This is a genomic window from Ensifer adhaerens, assembly GCF_020035535.1.
GTDB lineage: Bacteria > Pseudomonadota > Alphaproteobacteria > Rhizobiales > Rhizobiaceae > Ensifer.
This window is the reverse complement of the sequence record NZ_CP083349.1, coordinates 1,296,612-1,312,347: the sequence shown is the minus strand read 5'-3', so window position 1 is coordinate 1,312,347 and position 15,736 is coordinate 1,296,612. Positions and strand designations below refer to the sequence as shown.

The window sequence follows — 15,736 nt, the reverse complement described above, 5'->3', positions numbered from 1 at the left end:
CTCACGTACTGATCCGTTTCGTCAATTGAGAGCGAAGGGATTTGTCGTCACCCACCACATCCCTAACGTGCTTTTTCGGCTGTTTACGCAAAGGGGAGCGCAATGACAAGGATTTGTGGAGTTTATCAATCAAGAATTATTTCGCAACCCGTCTGCGCCGGGGGAGGCGCGCCGCGACCGCTGTCAAAGGGCTGGCTGACCTTCCGCGAAACTACCGGTCCGCCAGTCATAGGCGCGGTGGCGTTCCCATGGACGGGAAAGCGCGGTGAAAGACGTTCTAAATTGCATTCCGGCCGCCGTTTGTCCCGCATCCGGCTGCGCTCGAACTTCGATTGCACCGGTGCGACGCAACGTCTGCGCGTTCACGATCCGGGCGCGAGCGGTCGGGCATTTCGCGCTGTCGACCCGGGCTGCGGTCACCACAAGATCTGCTTGGTCACACAAGGCCGGAAAAAGGCGCGGGTTCTCGAGCGCAACGATCGTCCAGCCGTAAGCGTTACGCGCCGCACACCATTGTTTTTCCCGGCAGACGAAGACCCCTGCAGCGCTCGCCTCGATCGCCGAGGACAGATCCGCACGGATCGCAGTCACTTTTTCCTGGTCGAGCGGCGGAGCACTCTTCCCGGCCGGCTCCGTAGCCGGATAAGGATCGCCTGCCTCCGGCAGCGGAAGCATCGCCGGCTTGAGGTGGTTTTCCACCGCGAGAGCCCGTTGCCATTGCGAGAACACGAAATCCGACGGGCGCACCCTGTTGGTCGCGATCGCATCGTTCGCGACGAGGCCGATGAGGCGGCCATCCTCGGAAATCATAACATCGGGCAGATGGTCGCGCTCCAGCGGGAGGCTGACGAGGCCAGCGAAGATCAGGACGGCGCCCGACAGGGCCAGCCAACTCCGCAATACACAGATGAGGACCCCACCTGCGGCAATCAGCACGAAGCCGAGATGCCCGATACGACCCGTGACGATCTCGCCATCGAGAGTGACCACGAAGCGGGCGATGTCGAGCATCCGGTCGAGGCCCCACGCCATGGCCAACAATGGATAATGCTCAAGCCCGAAGGGCATCAGGAGCATTGCGAACAGGCCGAACGGCATGATCACGATGCTGATCACGGGCATGGTGAGAACGTTGGCGAGCAGACCGTATGCCGGCAACCGGTGGAAATAGGCGATCGAATAGACCGACGTCGCCAAACCACCGATCAGCGAGGTGATGACGACACCGGCGATCACGCCGGTGACCAAGCCCCTTCCCTTGCGCTGCCTCTCCGCCGCCGGCATCGCTGTCTCCCGTCGCTCGCGCCAGCGCGCATAGCCGGCAACGAGCGCAAGGGTCGCCGCAAACGACATCTGGAAACCCGGCCCGGCAACCGCAGACGGCGTTATGGCGACGATGATGATCGCCGCCAGTGCGACGTTGCGCAGGCTGATCGACATGCGGTCGAAAAACACGGCCATGAGCATGATGGAAATCATGATCCAGGCGCGCAATGCCGACACGGCGCCACCGGAGATAAGAATGTAGGTACAGACCATCAGCAGCGCGCCGCTCGCCGCGAGCTTCTTGATCGCCACACGATGCGCCAGGCCAGGGATCATGCTGAGCACAGTGCGCGCGCCGATCAGGAAGGTTCCGGCGGCAAGTGCCATGTTGAGGCCGGAGATCGCCAGCACATGCGCCAGCCCGGACTGCCGCAATACCTCGACGGTCTCACGGCTGATGGCTCGCTCTTCCGCGGTGACCAGCGCTGCCGCAAGCGCCCCGGTGTCGCCGCCGATCGCGGCACGGATGCGTTCTCCGACGGCCTCGCGCATTGAGGCGATCCTGGTTGCCAAGGACGAGGGAGAACTCGCCTTCGTCTCGCCCGTCGCAAGGGCTTCCCCGCCCTTCGGCGCGCCGTAGAAGAACCCGACTGCACCGATACCTTTGAAGTAGCTGTCAAACGCGAAGTCGTTCAAACCCGGTAGCGCCGGGCCGGACGGCGGCGACAACCGCGCCCTGCCCTCAATGGTCGCACCTATCGGCAGCGGATCTTCGCGCCCGCGCGCCACCAGCGTGACCTTCGTCGGCTGTCGGCGCAAGCGCGGCTCGGTCGTCTGTTGAACATCAACCCCATAGCGCCATTGACCTTTGTCGTCCTGTTCGCGTGAGAACACCACGCCGCGCACATTTGTCGTCACCGGTGCATCGAGGACGACCGTGTCGGTGCGGACGGTGTCGACCGCGATCAGCAGCATTCCTGCGGTAAACAGTGCCGCCGCGATCAACGGCGCCCGTAGCCGTGCAAATTTTCCGATACATACCACTGCTGCCATGCTGAAAATGCAAAGCAGCAGTGCAAGTTTGACAATTCCGACATCAAACGGGAGCGACAGCCAGGTAAGGACCCCGAAGATGAGCAGCACCGGGATCAACACAAATCCGTGACCATATGCGCGTTCTTCTTCGATTGCCGAGGCGATCGATGCCTTGATGGTGCGCGGGCTGAGATGCGCCGAGAGCCTGGAGATACCGCGGCGCACCTGTGTCGACATCAGGCTGCGCGGCACATTGGGAGCAAAGACCGCAACGGCGGTGGCAGCATCGGAGCCGGGCAACATGAAGCTGCCGCGCTCCGCGTCGTGCGAAGCCTGCCGCGTATCAGTATCGCTCATTGCGTCAGCGCTCTTTCCCCCGAATACGCGCTCGATCATGCAACCAAAGGCACATAACCGCAACCGAGGCGCTATCTGCTGAAAAAAGCGGCAATCCTATATAGAATGGTACCGCACCATCATCCGACGAGATTGTTGATCTCCTTGGACTTATTGCCGTAACATGCCATTGTTGCGTCGCCGTATGCACATTTTCGCATCGCACAATTTGCCTTTCGTACAGCTTGGCAGTCGAAAATAAATCATATAGCAAATTCGCAACGTTCATTTTCGTGGCACGTTTCGGTGCCACGTTGCCATAAGACGGAGGGTCCGATGACTGAAAAAACCGCGGTTGTAACACTCGATGGAAAGTCTGCGGATCTTCCGGTGCGATCGGGGTCCATCGGCCCTGACGTCGTGGACATCGGCTCGCTCTACAAGCAGACGAAGATGTTCACCTACGACCCGGGCTTCACGTCCACGGCGTCGTGCGAATCGAAGATCACCTATATCGACGGCGACGAAGGCGTGCTGCTCCACCGCGGCTATCCGATCGAACAGCTCGCCGAGCACGGCGACTTCCTGGAAGTCTGCTATCTGCTGCTCTACGGCGAACTGCCGACGAAGGCACAGAAGGCCGACTTCGACTATCGCGTCACCCACCACACCATGGTGCACGAGCAGATGTCGCGCTTCTTCACCGGCTTCCGTCGCGACGCACACCCGATGGCCGTCATGTGCGGCTGCGTCGGCGCGCTTTCGGCCTTCTATCACGACTCGACCGACATCACCGATCCGCACCAGCGCATGGTTGCGTCGCTGCGCATGATCGCCAAGATGCCGACGATTGCGGCGATGGCCTACAAGTACCACATCGGCCAGCCCTTCGTTTACCCGAAGAACGACCTCGACTACGCCTCGAACTTCCTGCGCATGTGCTTCGCCGTTCCCTGCGAAGAATATGTCGTCAACCCGGTTCTGTCGCGCGCCATGGACCGTATCTTCATCCTGCACGCCGACCACGAGCAGAACGCTTCGACCTCGACCGTTCGCCTTGCCGGCTCGTCGGGTGCCAACCCGTTCGCCTGCATCGCGGCCGGCATCGCCTGCCTCTGGGGCCCCGCCCACGGCGGTGCAAACGAAGCGGCGCTCAACATGCTTGCCGAAATCGGCACGGCCGACCGTATTCCGGAATTCATCGCCCGCGCCAAGGACAAGAATGACCCGTTCCGCCTGATGGGCTTCGGTCACCGCGTCTACAAGAACTACGATCCGCGCGCCAAGATCATGCAGAAGACCACGCATGAAGTGCTCGCCGAGCTCGGCCACAAAGACGATCCGCTCCTCGAAGTGGCGATGGAACTCGAACGCATCGCGCTCACCGACGAGTACTTCATCGAGAAGAAGCTCTACCCGAACATCGACTTCTACTCCGGCATTACGCTGAAGGCTCTCGGCTTCCCCACCACCATGTTCACCGTTCTCTTCGCGCTCGCCCGCACTGTCGGCTGGATCGCCCAGTGGAACGAGATGATCGAAGATCCGGAACAGCGCATCGGTCGTCCGCGCCAGCTCTATGTCGGCGCTCCGCAGCGCGACTACGTGCCGGTCTCCAAGCGCTAAGACTGACAATCAGCAGAGACAACAAAGCCCGGTCAGCGATGACCGGGCTTTTGTTTTTGCAGGGTAGGATCGACGTTTCGTACCGGTTGTGGCCATTTTTGTAATAGCAGCAACACAACCACCCGAGCGCACGCTGTGCGCCAGGTTCGTCTTCAGTGAAGCGTTGAGGCAATCGCGCGCTCGGGCGTAAGTCTTACGGCTTGCTCTTATTGAGATAGCCGAGAACGATTTCGGCCGCCATCTCGCCCGGCGGATGATCGGTCGCCATGCGCTGTTGCACCAGCGCGTAACCGTCGAGCATCGAGGCCCGCTGCGCCGTTGCGCCCGAAAGCCGCTCCATCCAGCGCGTCAACGCGCCGGGGCGGATCGATTCGCCGAAATATTCCGGGACGATCGGGAAATCCGCGATCAGGTTCGGCAGTGCGCCACTCCAGATGCGGATGCGCTTGTGCAGGAACTTCACCAGGAAATCCGGCGCATAGGTTGAAACCACAGGCACGCCAGCCAAAGCGAGTTCCAGAATGACCGTACCCGAAGCAGCAATCGCCGCATCAGCTCGATCGAAAGCCGCCCATTTGTCGGCCGCACCGACCGAGATTTCCGGCTGGATCGTCCAGGATGCGGTAATTTCCCGCACCAGCTTCTCCTGGCGCGGGACGGTCGGAAGCAGGAAGCGAATGCCCGGATGGCGGGCTTCGAGTTCCTCGACTGTCGCGCGGAAGATCGGCAGCAGGCGACCGACCTCGCTGGAGCGCGAGCCCGGCAATAGAAGGCATGTCGCAACACGCCCGTCCTTGGCGCCCGCAAGGCGCGGCTGGCGGCTTACGCGAACGGCGAGCACATTGGCGTCGCTTGCAAGGCGATGGCCGACATAAGTGGTCGGGGGGCCTTGCAGCCGCTCCATCGCCTCCGGCTCGAAAGGCAAGACGGCGAGCACGTGATCGACGTAGGCGCGCATGCGCGGCGCCCGCTCCGGCTTCCAGGCCCAGACGCTCGGACAGACGTAGTTGATCACTGGCACATCCGGCAGCGCCGCACGGACCTTCCGCGCCACGCGGTGGGTAAAGTCCGGGCTGTCGATGATCAGAAGCGCATCGGGGCGCGCGGCGATGATCGCCTTCGCTGTCTGGCGTATGCGCATGATCAGTTTCGGAAGGCGCGCCAGCACCTGGGTGAATCCCATGATCGATAGCTCGGAATAATCGAACAACGACCGGAGACCCTCGGCCTCCAGCGCTTCGCCGCCGACGCCGACGAGCTCGATCGTGCTGCCGCTTTGCGCCCGAAGTGCCCGGACGAGATCGGCACCCAGGAGATCGCCGGAAACTTCGCCCGCAATGACTGCGAGCTTGTAGCTCGGTGCGCTCATCGTTCGGCTCCCTTGGCCGAGCGCTCCACCCCGGCAACAAACAGGCCGGCGCGATTGGCGACCTCGATCACGTCGGCACGTTCCAGCACCAGAGCCCTGCCCGCCTCGACCGCGATGCCGGCCAGGCCGGCCCTTTCTGCAAGCGCGACGGTCGACGGCCCGATCGACGGCAGGTCGGCGCGAAGATCCTGACCGGGTTTGCAAAGCTTGACGAGAACGCCCCGCCGGCGAGATGAGACACGCCCTTCCGCCTTCAACGCGACGACACGCTCCAGCATGGCGTCGGTGCCTTCGGCACCCTCCAGCGCCACCACACGTCCGCCGACGGCTACAGCACCCTGCCCCACATCGAGCGCGCCGAGCGCGTTGGCGGCGGCGATACCCGCCTCTATGTCGCGGCGGTCGTCTGCATCGGGTGCGACCGCACCAATCGGGCCTGGATCTGCCAGGAGATTGGGCACCACTTCATGGACGCCGATCACGTGGGCGCCGCTTGCTTCGATCAGGGCCATAGCCATGCGCAGGACGGCGTCGTCTCCACCGGAGACCAGCGTCTTCAGAACAGCCGGGATCTTTGCGAGCGTTCTTAACGTTGGGCGAATGTCACGCCATTCTGGCCGGCGGCGAACCCAGCCCGACAGAACGACGCGGTCAATCCCCTCTTCCTTGAAGGTACGGCTGATATTGGCGAAGTCACCGATCCCGAGGACGGAATGATCGAAGCCGACCCAATCGGCTTCTTCCGCCTCACGCGACAACGCGATAATGAAAGGATCTTCGCCGCGCGCCCTGACGGCTTCGGCCACGTGATGCGGCAGCGCGCCACCGCCAGCAATGATTGCAAGCCGGCCGCCGGTCGCTGCGTGGCCCGCAGCAGCCGACATCACCCTCACGCCTTGCCGCGAGACGGCGAGGATAGTGCCCGGTCGCTTTCGGCCGCGATGAAATCGAGGATTTCCACGACCGGCGCGCAGTCCGCATATTCTTCGCGAATCGCCGCCGCATTGGCACGGATCGACTCCGGGCCTTCGAAGATCTGCTTGTAGGCGCGGCGAACGACGTGGATCGTGGCGCGGTCGATCCCGGCTCTCGTCATGCCGACGACGTTCAGGCCGCTGAGGATGCCTGGATTGCCGTTGAGCATGCCGTACGGGATGACATCGTAGCTGACGGCCGACAGGCCGCCGACGAACGCCTGACGGCCGACACGGGTAAACTGATGCACGGCGCAGCCGCCGCCAAGAATGGCGCGGTCCTCGACCGTGACATGGCCCGCCAGCATCACGTTGTTCGACAGGATGATGTGATCGCCGAGGCGGCAATCATGCGCCACATGCGAATAGGCCAGGAAGAGATTGTTATTGCCGACGACTGTCTGCCCGCCATGCTCGACGGTGCCCGTATTCATCGTCACACCTTCGCGGATCGTGCAGTTCGTGCCAATCAGCAATTCGGTATCGACGGCGCTGTGATGAACACTCTGCGAATCGGCGCCGATGACGGCCTGCGGAAAAACCTTGGTTCCCTTGCCGATCGTCGTGCGGCCGGTGACCACGACATGACTGTGAAGCTCGATATCATCGCCGAGAACGACTTTCGGCCCTACGTGGCAAAATGGACCAATCTTGACGTTTTCGCCGATTACAGCGCCGTCTTCGATAACCGAGGACGGGTGAATCTTCGCTGTTGCTGCAATCATGTTCAGGCGTCTTCCTTGCTGACGATCATCGCGCCGATATCAGCTTCTGCGACCAGTTGCCCGTCAACTTTTGCATCACAGTGAAATTTCCAGATATTGCCGCGCTGCTTCTGCTTCACGACATGGAATTCGACGCGATCGCCGGGCACGACCGGCTTGCGGAAACGGGCATTGTCGATGGTCATGAAATAGACCAGGTTCGTGCCGGTTCCGACCTTGCGGGCACAGATCGCGCCGGCTGTCTGTGCCATGCCCTCGACGAGCAGAACGCCCGGCATGATCGGCTGCTCGGGGAAGTGACCGGTGAAATGCGGCTCGTTCGCCGAAACGTTTTTGATGCCGATCGCCGAATTGTCGCCGTCGATCTCAATGATGCGATCGACGAGCAGAAATGGGTAGCGATGGGGCAGCAGTTTCAGGATTTCCTGAATATCCGCCGTACCGAGAACCGTTGCTGCTTCACTCATTCGCGCCGCCCTTCTTCTTTTTTTGTCTTTCCTCTGCCCGCATGGCCATTTCCGCGACGTCGCGCAGGAAATCACGCATCGGGCGCGCCGGAATACCACCGTACCGCTCGCCGGCGGGAACATCGGCCGCCACGCCACTCATGGCGGCGATCTGGACGCCATCACCGACCGTGATGTGGCCGTTGACGCCGCTGCCGCCGCCAATCATGACGCCATCGCCGATCTTCGTGCTACCGGCAATGCCGACCCCACTGACAATGCCGCAATAGCGACCGATGCGGACGTTGTGACCGATCTGAACGAGATTGTCGATCTTGGTGCCCTCGCCGATCACCGTGTCGTCCATGGTGCCACGATCGATCGTCGTATTCGCGCCGATTTCCACATGATCCTGAATGATCACGCGTCCGACCTGAACGATCTTGATCATTCCCCCCTTCGGCCCCGGCGCGTAGCCGAACCCATCCTGGCCGATACGGGCGCCGGGGTGAATGATCACGCTGTTGCCGACGAGAGCGCAGAGCACGCTAGCGCCCGCGGCAATCGTGCAATCACGGCCGATGCGCACGCCCGGCCCGATAACGGCGCCAGCGGCAATGCGGGTACCGCTTCCGATTTCCGCACCGGCTCCCACGACCGCCATCGGCTCGATTTCGACGTCGCCTTCAAGACGTGCCGTCGGATCCACGAAGGCACCAGGCGACACGCCGCTAAGGCTGGTGTTGCGCGCGGGCCGCATCGCAATCTCGTGCAACAACGTGCCGGCAAGTGCAAAGGCAGTGTGCGGCCGAGCTGTCAACAGCACGGGGATATGCGCAGGCACCAGGCTGGAAATCGTCTTGTCGCAGATGATCGCGGACGCCTGACACGTATCAAGCTCCGCACGGCTCTTGCGAGACAGCATGTAGCAAACGTCGCCAGGCTTGGCCCGATAGACCGGCGCTACAGATTTGATGGCACGATCAGCGACCGCACCATCATTCAACTCCGCCCCAATATGATCCGCCAGGTCACCCAGGCGAATCCCATCATGGGGCGGAAAAAACCAGTTCTGTTCCATGGACACTCCAGAACGATCTTTTCTGGCAGTTCTGGACTGCTTCTTATCAGAACGACGAGGAAATACCGAACTTCAAGTTCTGTACCCGGTCGAAATCTTCCTTGGCAACCGGCCAGGCGTAGTCGACACGCAGCGGACCGAACGGCGAAGCCCAGATCAAGCCAACACCGACCGAGGCGCGCAGAGACGAGTCGTTGCCCTGTACCGTTTCGCCCGGAGCCATCGTCACCTTGCTGCTGTAGAGCGTACCGGCATCGGCGAAGACCGCACCACGGAAGCCGCTGTCACGCGGAATGCCCGGAAGCGGGAACGTCGCTTCAGCCGAAGCCGTGAAGTAGGTCGTGCCGCCGAGCGCATCGCCCGTAGCCTTGTCGCGCGGGCCGATACCGTTACGTTCGAAGCCACGGATATCGTTGGAACCAAGCTGGAATTGGTCGAAGACCTGCAGATCACTACCGGTTTCGAAGACATGACCGGCGCTACCACCGAGCGACGCGATGATGTCCGCCTCGTCGTTGACCGTGTAGTACCACTTGGCCTTACCGGTCATCTTGTAGAAGTCGGAGTCGCCACCAAGGCCTGCAAACTCGTGCGTGAAGGTCGCCAGGATGCCGTCATGCGGCAGCTGGGCATCGTCGAGCGTGTTGTAGGTGATCGACTGCGAGACCGACGAACGGACCCAGTTGCCACCCTCAACCGCGCGAACGTAAGGCGACGACAGCTTCGCGACGTTACCGCTATAGTCGAACTGCGTGAAGTTGTAACGCAGCGTGGTCGACAGGTTTTCGGTGATCGGCGCCGTTACGCGCAGGCTGAAGCCCTGATCTTCGTAGCTGTAGTTGTCGTCGTCGAAGTCGTTCTCGTTCTTGAAGACGTCAAAGCCGGCGGCCAGACGATAGCCAAGGAAGTACGGCTCGGTGAACGAGACGTTGTAGGTCCGGCTCTCGTCACCGCGACCGGCGGCAACGCGGATATACTGGCCACGACCCAGGAAGTTCTTTTCTTCGATCGAAGCTTCGACGAGGAAGCCGCCGCCGCTACCGGCCGAGTAACCAGCACCGATACCGAACGAACCGGTCGACTGATCCTGCACGTCGACGATGACGACGACGCGGTCGGCAGCACTGCCCGGCGCAGTCGAGATATTGACGGCGGAGAAGTAGCCGAGAGCTTCGAGGCGACGCTTGGCACGGGCGACCATTTCCTGGTTGAAGGCGTCGCCTTCACCCATGTCGAATTCGCGACGGATAACGTAGTCACGCGTGCGGGTGTTGCCGCGAATCTCGATGCGCTCGACGTAGGCACGCTCGCCCTGGTCGACGAGGTAGTCGACCGCGATCGTGTGATTGGCGAGGTCGCGGTTACCGCGCGGCGTTACGCGCGCAAAGGGATAACCGGCCGAAGCGACACGCTTCGAAATCTCGCTCATCGTCGCCTGAACGTCCTTGGCCTTATAGACCGAACCTTCGCGGCTCAGCACGAGCCCCTTCAGCTCTTCGGCATTAACGCCCTCGACCGTCGATTCGACATTGACCGAACCGAAGTCATAACGTGGACCTTCTTCGACGGTGATCGTCACCGTGTACTCGTTGGTCGCCTCGTTGAGCGTCGCGTCCGAAGAAACGACCTGGAAGTCCGCATAACCGCGGTTGTAGTAGAACTGGCGCAGCAGCTCTTCATCGGCGCGAAGCTTGTCCGGGTTATAGACGTCCTTGCGCGTAATGAACGAGAAGATGCCCGATTCCTTCGTCGCGATGACCGACTGAAGGCGACCGTCGCTATAGGCCTCGTTGCCAACGAAGTTGATCTGCGAAATCTTGGTGCGCTCACCTTCATTGATCACGAAGGCAAGGTTGACACGCCCTTCGGCAACCGGGACGACCTGGGTCGTCACCGTGATGTCGCTACGACCGATGGCGGCATAGGCGTCCTTGATGGACTGAATATCGGATTCGACCGTTGCTTCGCTGTACGGACCGAGCGGCTGCGTGCGAACGACGCCCTGCAGCTTGTCGTCCTTGATCTTGCGGTTGCCGTTGAAGACGACCTGGTTGACCAGCTGGTTCTCGCTCACGCTTACGACGAGCGTACCGCCAGCGATATTGATGCTGACGTCTGAGAAGTAGCCGGTAGCATAGAGGCGCTTCACGGAAGCGTCGATGTCGCTGTTGCTGAAGGCCTTGCCCGGAACGATCGTGATGTTCGCGCGAACCGTCTCAGCGCTGACGCGCGTTGCCCCGCGCACTTCGACACGATTGATGACCGCAGCTTCTGCGACAGACGTGCCTGCGAGCAACCCAACACCAGCGCCGGAAACAACAATGCTTGTTGACAGCGCAGCCGCCGACACCGCGTTCAAAAACCTTGAACCAGCTTTCATGTTCAAATCTTACCTTTTCCAAACGTCGCGCGGCAATTTCGTGCCGACTCCGGTCACGGTTGCCGTTTTAACCGCTTTTCCCATACAAGCAAGCCAGCTCGTTAATTTCTGTTTACTTCAATTCGAACCGTGGCTTAACGGCCACTACAGCCTCGAGTTATCGTAAACAAAACCTTTCTTCGCAAGCCGTTGAAAACCAATCGTTCACAGTATCCGCCGAATTCCCCTCGCCGTTTCCCCGACCGAACGCTAGCCGAAGAACATCGATATGTCGTTCCAGGTGGCAAAGACCATGAGCATCAGCACCATGGCAAAGCCGATCCGATAGGCGACATCCTGCGCGGCAGGGCCGACCGGCTTCCCGCGCAACGCCTCAACCGCATAGAACATCAGATGACCGCCATCAAGCACCGGTACGGGCATGAGGTTAAGCAATCCTATGGAAACTGACAGGATCGCAGCGATATTCAGCAGGAATGGAATGCCGAGCGCAGCCATCTGGCCCGAGACCTTCGCCACGCGGATTGGACCGCCGATCTGGTCCGCCTTCATCCGCCCGGTCAGTACGTTGCCAAGATAATCGAACGTGCCCGTAATCACGTGCCAGCTCTGCAATACGCCCTGCCCCACGGCCTCGACCGGACCATAGGTGACCGTGCGGAAATTGCCGGCTTCCTGGTCGGTCAGGATGCCGATGACGCCGATCTCCATCTTGTTGCCGAACTGATCGGTGAGCTCCGTCCGCTGCGGCACCATCGGCAACTCGAGGATCGCGCCGCCACGTTCGATTCGAATCGTGATTTTCAGCTCAGGCCGCACGCTGACATAACGGCGAACGTCGTCGAAGGTTGTCACCGGCTCGCCATCGATCGAGATCAGGCGGTCGCCCGGAACAACGCCCGCCTGTGCCGCCGCGCTGTTTTCGTTCACGCGTGCAACCACCGGATCGGCGACCTGACGTCCGTAGACCGAGAACAGAACCGCGAAGATGGCAACGGCAAGGATAAAGTTGGCGATCGGCCCGGCAGCAACCGTAGCCGCCCGCTTCCAGAGCTTGGCGCCGAGGAAGGTCTTGCCACGCTCTTCCGGCGCGATTGCCTCCAGACGCTTGTGGTCCGGCACGCTCGCCGCATCTTCGTCGCCAAAGAATTTGACGTAGCCGCCAAGCGGGATCGCCGACAGTTTCCAGCGAGTACCGTGCCGATCGGTCCAGCCGCAAAGCTCGGGACCGAAACCGATCGAAAAGGCCAGGATACGTATTCCCGACCAGCGACCGACGAGGTAGTGCCCCATCTCGTGCACGAAGACCAGCAAGGTCAGCACGACGAGGAAAGGAATGATGTAGCCGGTCAGAAGCTGAAAGGCATCAAGGAGATATGTCATGAACGTTCCTCAAGTCCCTGCGGACGGCATCAAGGGCCAAGCAGGACCGAACCGAAGGCGATCTGGCGCCCATCGCTGACGAAATACTGAATCATGACCAGAATCAACGCCGCGACGCAGGCAAATATCAAACCGTCGACCCGATCCATGACACCGCCGTGCCCCGGAATGAGACGGCTCGAATCCTTTACGCCAAAGCGCCGCTTGATGAAGGACTCGAACAAGTCCCCAACCTGGCTGGCGACCGAAAGCACCAGGGCAATGATCGGGATCCGAAGATCTTGCAGCGAAAAATAAGCCATAAAAACGGCAACACCGGCGAGGATGCCGCAAATCGTACCACCGATGGCGCCGGACCATGTTTTGCCGGGCGATATGCGCGGCGCAAGCTTGGGGCCACCGATCGCACGGCCGGTAAAGTAGGCGAAGATGTCGGTTGCCCAGACCACTGCGAAGACGAACAGCGTCGCGATCAGTCCGAGATCATCGGCACCACGAAGCGCTGCCAGCGATATGCCGGTGAGGCCCGCATAGGCAATGCCCCCTGGCAGCCACCAGCTTGTCTTTTGAACAAAAACCCACAGCATCGCCGCACCGACGCCGAACGCCAGGAACGGGAGGCTGTAACCGATGTATCCGGAAACGACGAGAGCCGCGATCACCGCCATCGAGAGCCAGCCGAAGGCATTGCCCTGGAAATCGCGTTCAACAAGGCCGGTGATCGTCGACCATTCGTAGTAGACGAGAAGCGCGATCAGGACTGAAAGAAACTGGAAAGCGAGACCGCCGAACCAGGTCGCAGCGAGAGCAACCGCCGCGAGCACCACTCCCGAAGCGATGCGAAGCTTAAGTTCAGTCTGCATCAGGAACCAACCGCCCGCGTCGGCTCAGCCAGGCCGCCAAAGCGACGTTCCCGGCACGCATACTTCTCGAGCGCCGCCAGGAAAGTCTCGCGCGTGAAATCCGGCCACAGCTCGGGAACGAAGATCAGTTCGGAATAGGCGCCCTGCCAGAGCAGGAAATTCGACAGACGCTCTTCGCCGCTCGTACGGATGATCAAGTCCGGATCGGGGATGTCAGATGTGTCGAGCGTCGCCGCAATACGTTCCTGGTTGATGTCCTCAGGGCGCAATCGCCCTTCGGCGACATCGACTGCAAGTCGACGCATTGCCCGGCTCAGCTCGTCGCGCGCACCATAGTTGAATGCGATCACAAGGGTAATTCCGGTGTTCGCCCGTGTCGTTTCCTCGGCCTCTATCAGCAGCGGCAGAACATCGCCACGCAGGTTCGACCGATCGCCGATGACGCGGATGCGGACGTTCTCGCGGTGCAGGTCGGCAAGATCCCGGCGGATGAAGGTCTTGAGCAACCCCATGAGGTCGCTCACCTCCGGCTCCGGCCGGCTCCAGTTTTCAGAAGAGAACGCAAAGAGCGTGAGATAGCGAATACCCAACTGGGCGGCCGTCTTGACGGTGTCGCGAACGGTCTCGACGCCCTTGCGATGCCCCATGGTACGCGGTAGCCCACGCGCGTTCGCCCAACGTCCGTTGCCATCCATGATGATGGCAACATGTTCCGGAACGGTCGTGGAGATGAGGTTTTGCATAAGGCGTCCGCGAAAGGAGACTCAGATCACGAGCAGATCAGACCTGCATGATTTCCTTTTCCTTCTCGACGAGCAAGCGGTCGATCTCGGAAATCGTTTCGTCGGTCATCTTTTGCACGCGCTCGGACTGAGAACGGCTGATATCCTGACCGATGTCGCCATCCTTTTCGGCTTTTTTCAGGTCATCCATACCGTCACGGCGCACGTGGCGCACTGCAACCTTGGCTTTTTCCGCATAGTCGTGGGCGACCTTGACCAGCGACTTGCGGCGCTCCTCGTTGAGCTCGGGCAGCGGAATGCGCAGGTTCTGACCGTCGATGATCGGATTGAGGCCGAGGTTCGATTCGCGGATGCCGCGATCGACGGCGCCAACCATCTGCTTGTCCCATACCGAAACGGAAAGCATGCGCGGCTCGGGAACCGTGATGTTGGCGACCTGATTGAGGGGCACACGCGAGCCGTAGGCTTCAACGGTCACCGGATCGAGAACGTTCGCCGACGCGCGGCCGGTACGAAGCGACGCGATATCGCTCTTGAATGCGGAAATGGCGCCGTCCATGCGACGCTTCAGTTCCTTCAGTTCAACACCTTCACTCATGGTCGAAACTCCCGTTCTATCATTCGCCGGCCCGAGGGCCGTTCTGCGGCGTTCTTAGTTGTCTGTGACGATGGTAGCCCGACCACCGCCAGTCAATATCTCTGTGAAGCCGCCCTTTTCGTGGATCGAGAAGACGACAATCGGAATGGCATTTTCGCGTGCAAGCGCAACGGCGGCAACATCCATGACGGCCAGGCCCTTTTCAAGAACCTCGCTGTGGGTCAGGCGATCGAAGCGGGTTGCGGTCGGATCCTTCTTCGGATCGGCAGAATAGATGCCGTCGACCTGCGTGCCCTTGAAGATCGCCTGTGCGCCCATTTCGGCCGCGCGCAGAGCGGCTGCGGAATCGGTCGTGAAGAACGGGTTGCCGGTGCCGCCGGCAAAAATCACCACGCGCCCGAGCGACAGGTGATGGAGCGTCGCGCGCTGCGAAAAGCTTTCGCAGATCTCCGGCATCGCGATTGCCGAAAGCACGACCGTATCGATGTCAAGCTTGCGCAAGGAGGTGGCAAGCGCCAGCGCGTTGATGACGGTTGCCAGCATGCCCATGTGGTCGCCGGTGACCCGATCTCCACCCTTTGAGGCCACGGCGACACCGCGGAAGATGTTGCCGCCACCGACGACGACGCCGACTTCGACGCCCATGGCGCGCGCTTCGGCAATGTCGGCTGCGATGCGGTCGGCGACCGCTACGTCGATACCGAAGCCTTGGCTTCCCATCAGGGCTTCACCAGAGGCTTTGAGGAGAACACGCTTGTAGATTGGTTCGGCCGGCATCATCGCTCCTGATCAGATCGGTTGCGCGTGCGCACAACGACGGCGCACAGCGCATAAGGACATATTGCGCTCCCCGGTTTCAACCGCTGCGAAGTAGATTCCAGCGGGTCCGGCGCATTGACGAAGCCCGATAC

13 protein-coding genes are annotated in these 15,736 nt (G+C 61.0%); 1 reads left to right on the top strand and 12 read right to left on the bottom strand.

Annotated features, from left to right (window positions below):
- Positions 1–183: 183 nt before the first annotated feature.
- Positions 184–2,658, bottom strand: a complete 2,475-nt coding sequence (locus LAC81_RS06430; RefSeq protein WP_223727140.1) for a ComEC/Rec2 family competence protein — start codon at positions 2,656–2,658, stop codon at positions 184–186.
- Positions 2,659–2,973: 315 nt separating this feature from the next.
- Here LAC81_RS06430 and gltA point away from each other — a divergent pair, with 315 nt between their 5' ends.
- The gene (gene gltA, locus LAC81_RS06425; RefSeq protein ID WP_057255779.1) at positions 2,974–4,263 is read left to right on the top strand and encodes a citrate synthase; all 1,290 of its coding nucleotides are present in this window, start codon (positions 2,974–2,976) and stop codon (positions 4,261–4,263) included.
- Positions 4,264–4,456: 193 nt separating this feature from the next.
- Here gltA and lpxB read toward each other — a convergent pair whose 3' ends face one another.
- The 11 genes from lpxB to pyrH all read right to left on the bottom strand — a co-directional run bounded on the left by lpxB (position 4,457) and on the right by pyrH (position 15,602).
- Complete coding sequence (gene lpxB / locus LAC81_RS06420; RefSeq protein ID WP_223727139.1) at positions 4,457–5,632, bottom strand: lipid-A-disaccharide synthase; 1,176 nt, start codon at positions 5,630–5,632, stop codon at positions 4,457–4,459.
- Positions 5,629–6,516 carry an LpxI family protein gene (locus LAC81_RS06415; protein ID WP_223727138.1) on the bottom strand — a complete coding sequence of 296 codons (888 nt, stop codon included), beginning with the start codon at positions 6,514–6,516 and terminating at the stop codon, positions 5,629–5,631. Before LAC81_RS06415 ends, lpxB begins: the two co-directional genes overlap by 4 nt.
- Before the next feature lie 5 nt (positions 6,517–6,521).
- On the bottom strand, positions 6,522–7,331 hold the full coding sequence (lpxA, locus tag LAC81_RS06410) for an acyl-ACP--UDP-N-acetylglucosamine O-acyltransferase (RefSeq protein WP_419195805.1): 810 nt from the start codon (positions 7,329–7,331) through the stop codon (positions 6,522–6,524).
- 2 nt (positions 7,332–7,333) lie between these two features.
- Entirely contained in the window at positions 7,334–7,798 is a 465-nt protein-coding gene (gene fabZ, locus LAC81_RS06405) for a 3-hydroxyacyl-ACP dehydratase FabZ (RefSeq protein WP_034796695.1), read from the bottom strand.
- Positions 7,791–8,858, bottom strand: coding sequence for a UDP-3-O-(3-hydroxymyristoyl)glucosamine N-acyltransferase (gene lpxD, locus LAC81_RS06400; RefSeq protein WP_223727137.1), 1,068 nt, complete (start codon positions 8,856–8,858; stop codon positions 7,791–7,793). Before lpxD ends, fabZ begins: the two co-directional genes overlap by 8 nt.
- Positions 8,859–8,904: 46 nt before the next feature.
- Complete coding sequence (gene bamA / locus LAC81_RS06395; RefSeq protein WP_223727136.1) at positions 8,905–11,238, bottom strand: outer membrane protein assembly factor BamA; 2,334 nt, start codon at positions 11,236–11,238, stop codon at positions 8,905–8,907.
- Positions 11,239–11,487: 249 nt separating this feature from the next.
- Complete coding sequence (gene rseP / locus LAC81_RS06390) at positions 11,488–12,621, bottom strand: RIP metalloprotease RseP (RefSeq protein WP_223727135.1); 1,134 nt, start codon at positions 12,619–12,621, stop codon at positions 11,488–11,490.
- 29 nt (positions 12,622–12,650) lie between these two features.
- The gene (locus LAC81_RS06385) at positions 12,651–13,484 is read right to left on the bottom strand and encodes a phosphatidate cytidylyltransferase (RefSeq protein WP_223727134.1); all 834 of its coding nucleotides are present in this window, start codon (positions 13,482–13,484) and stop codon (positions 12,651–12,653) included.
- Positions 13,484–14,227, bottom strand: coding sequence for an isoprenyl transferase (locus LAC81_RS06380; RefSeq protein ID WP_113537647.1), 744 nt, complete (start codon positions 14,225–14,227; stop codon positions 13,484–13,486). The genes LAC81_RS06385 and LAC81_RS06380 overlap by 1 nt, the downstream gene beginning before the upstream one ends.
- A gap of 37 nt (positions 14,228–14,264) precedes the next feature.
- Positions 14,265–14,825, bottom strand: a complete 561-nt coding sequence (frr, locus tag LAC81_RS06375) for a ribosome recycling factor (RefSeq protein WP_113537648.1) — start codon at positions 14,823–14,825, stop codon at positions 14,265–14,267.
- A gap of 54 nt (positions 14,826–14,879) precedes the next feature.
- On the bottom strand, positions 14,880–15,602 hold the full coding sequence (pyrH, locus tag LAC81_RS06370; RefSeq protein WP_223727133.1) for a UMP kinase: 723 nt from the start codon (positions 15,600–15,602) through the stop codon (positions 14,880–14,882).
- Positions 15,603–15,736 lie beyond the last annotated feature (134 nt).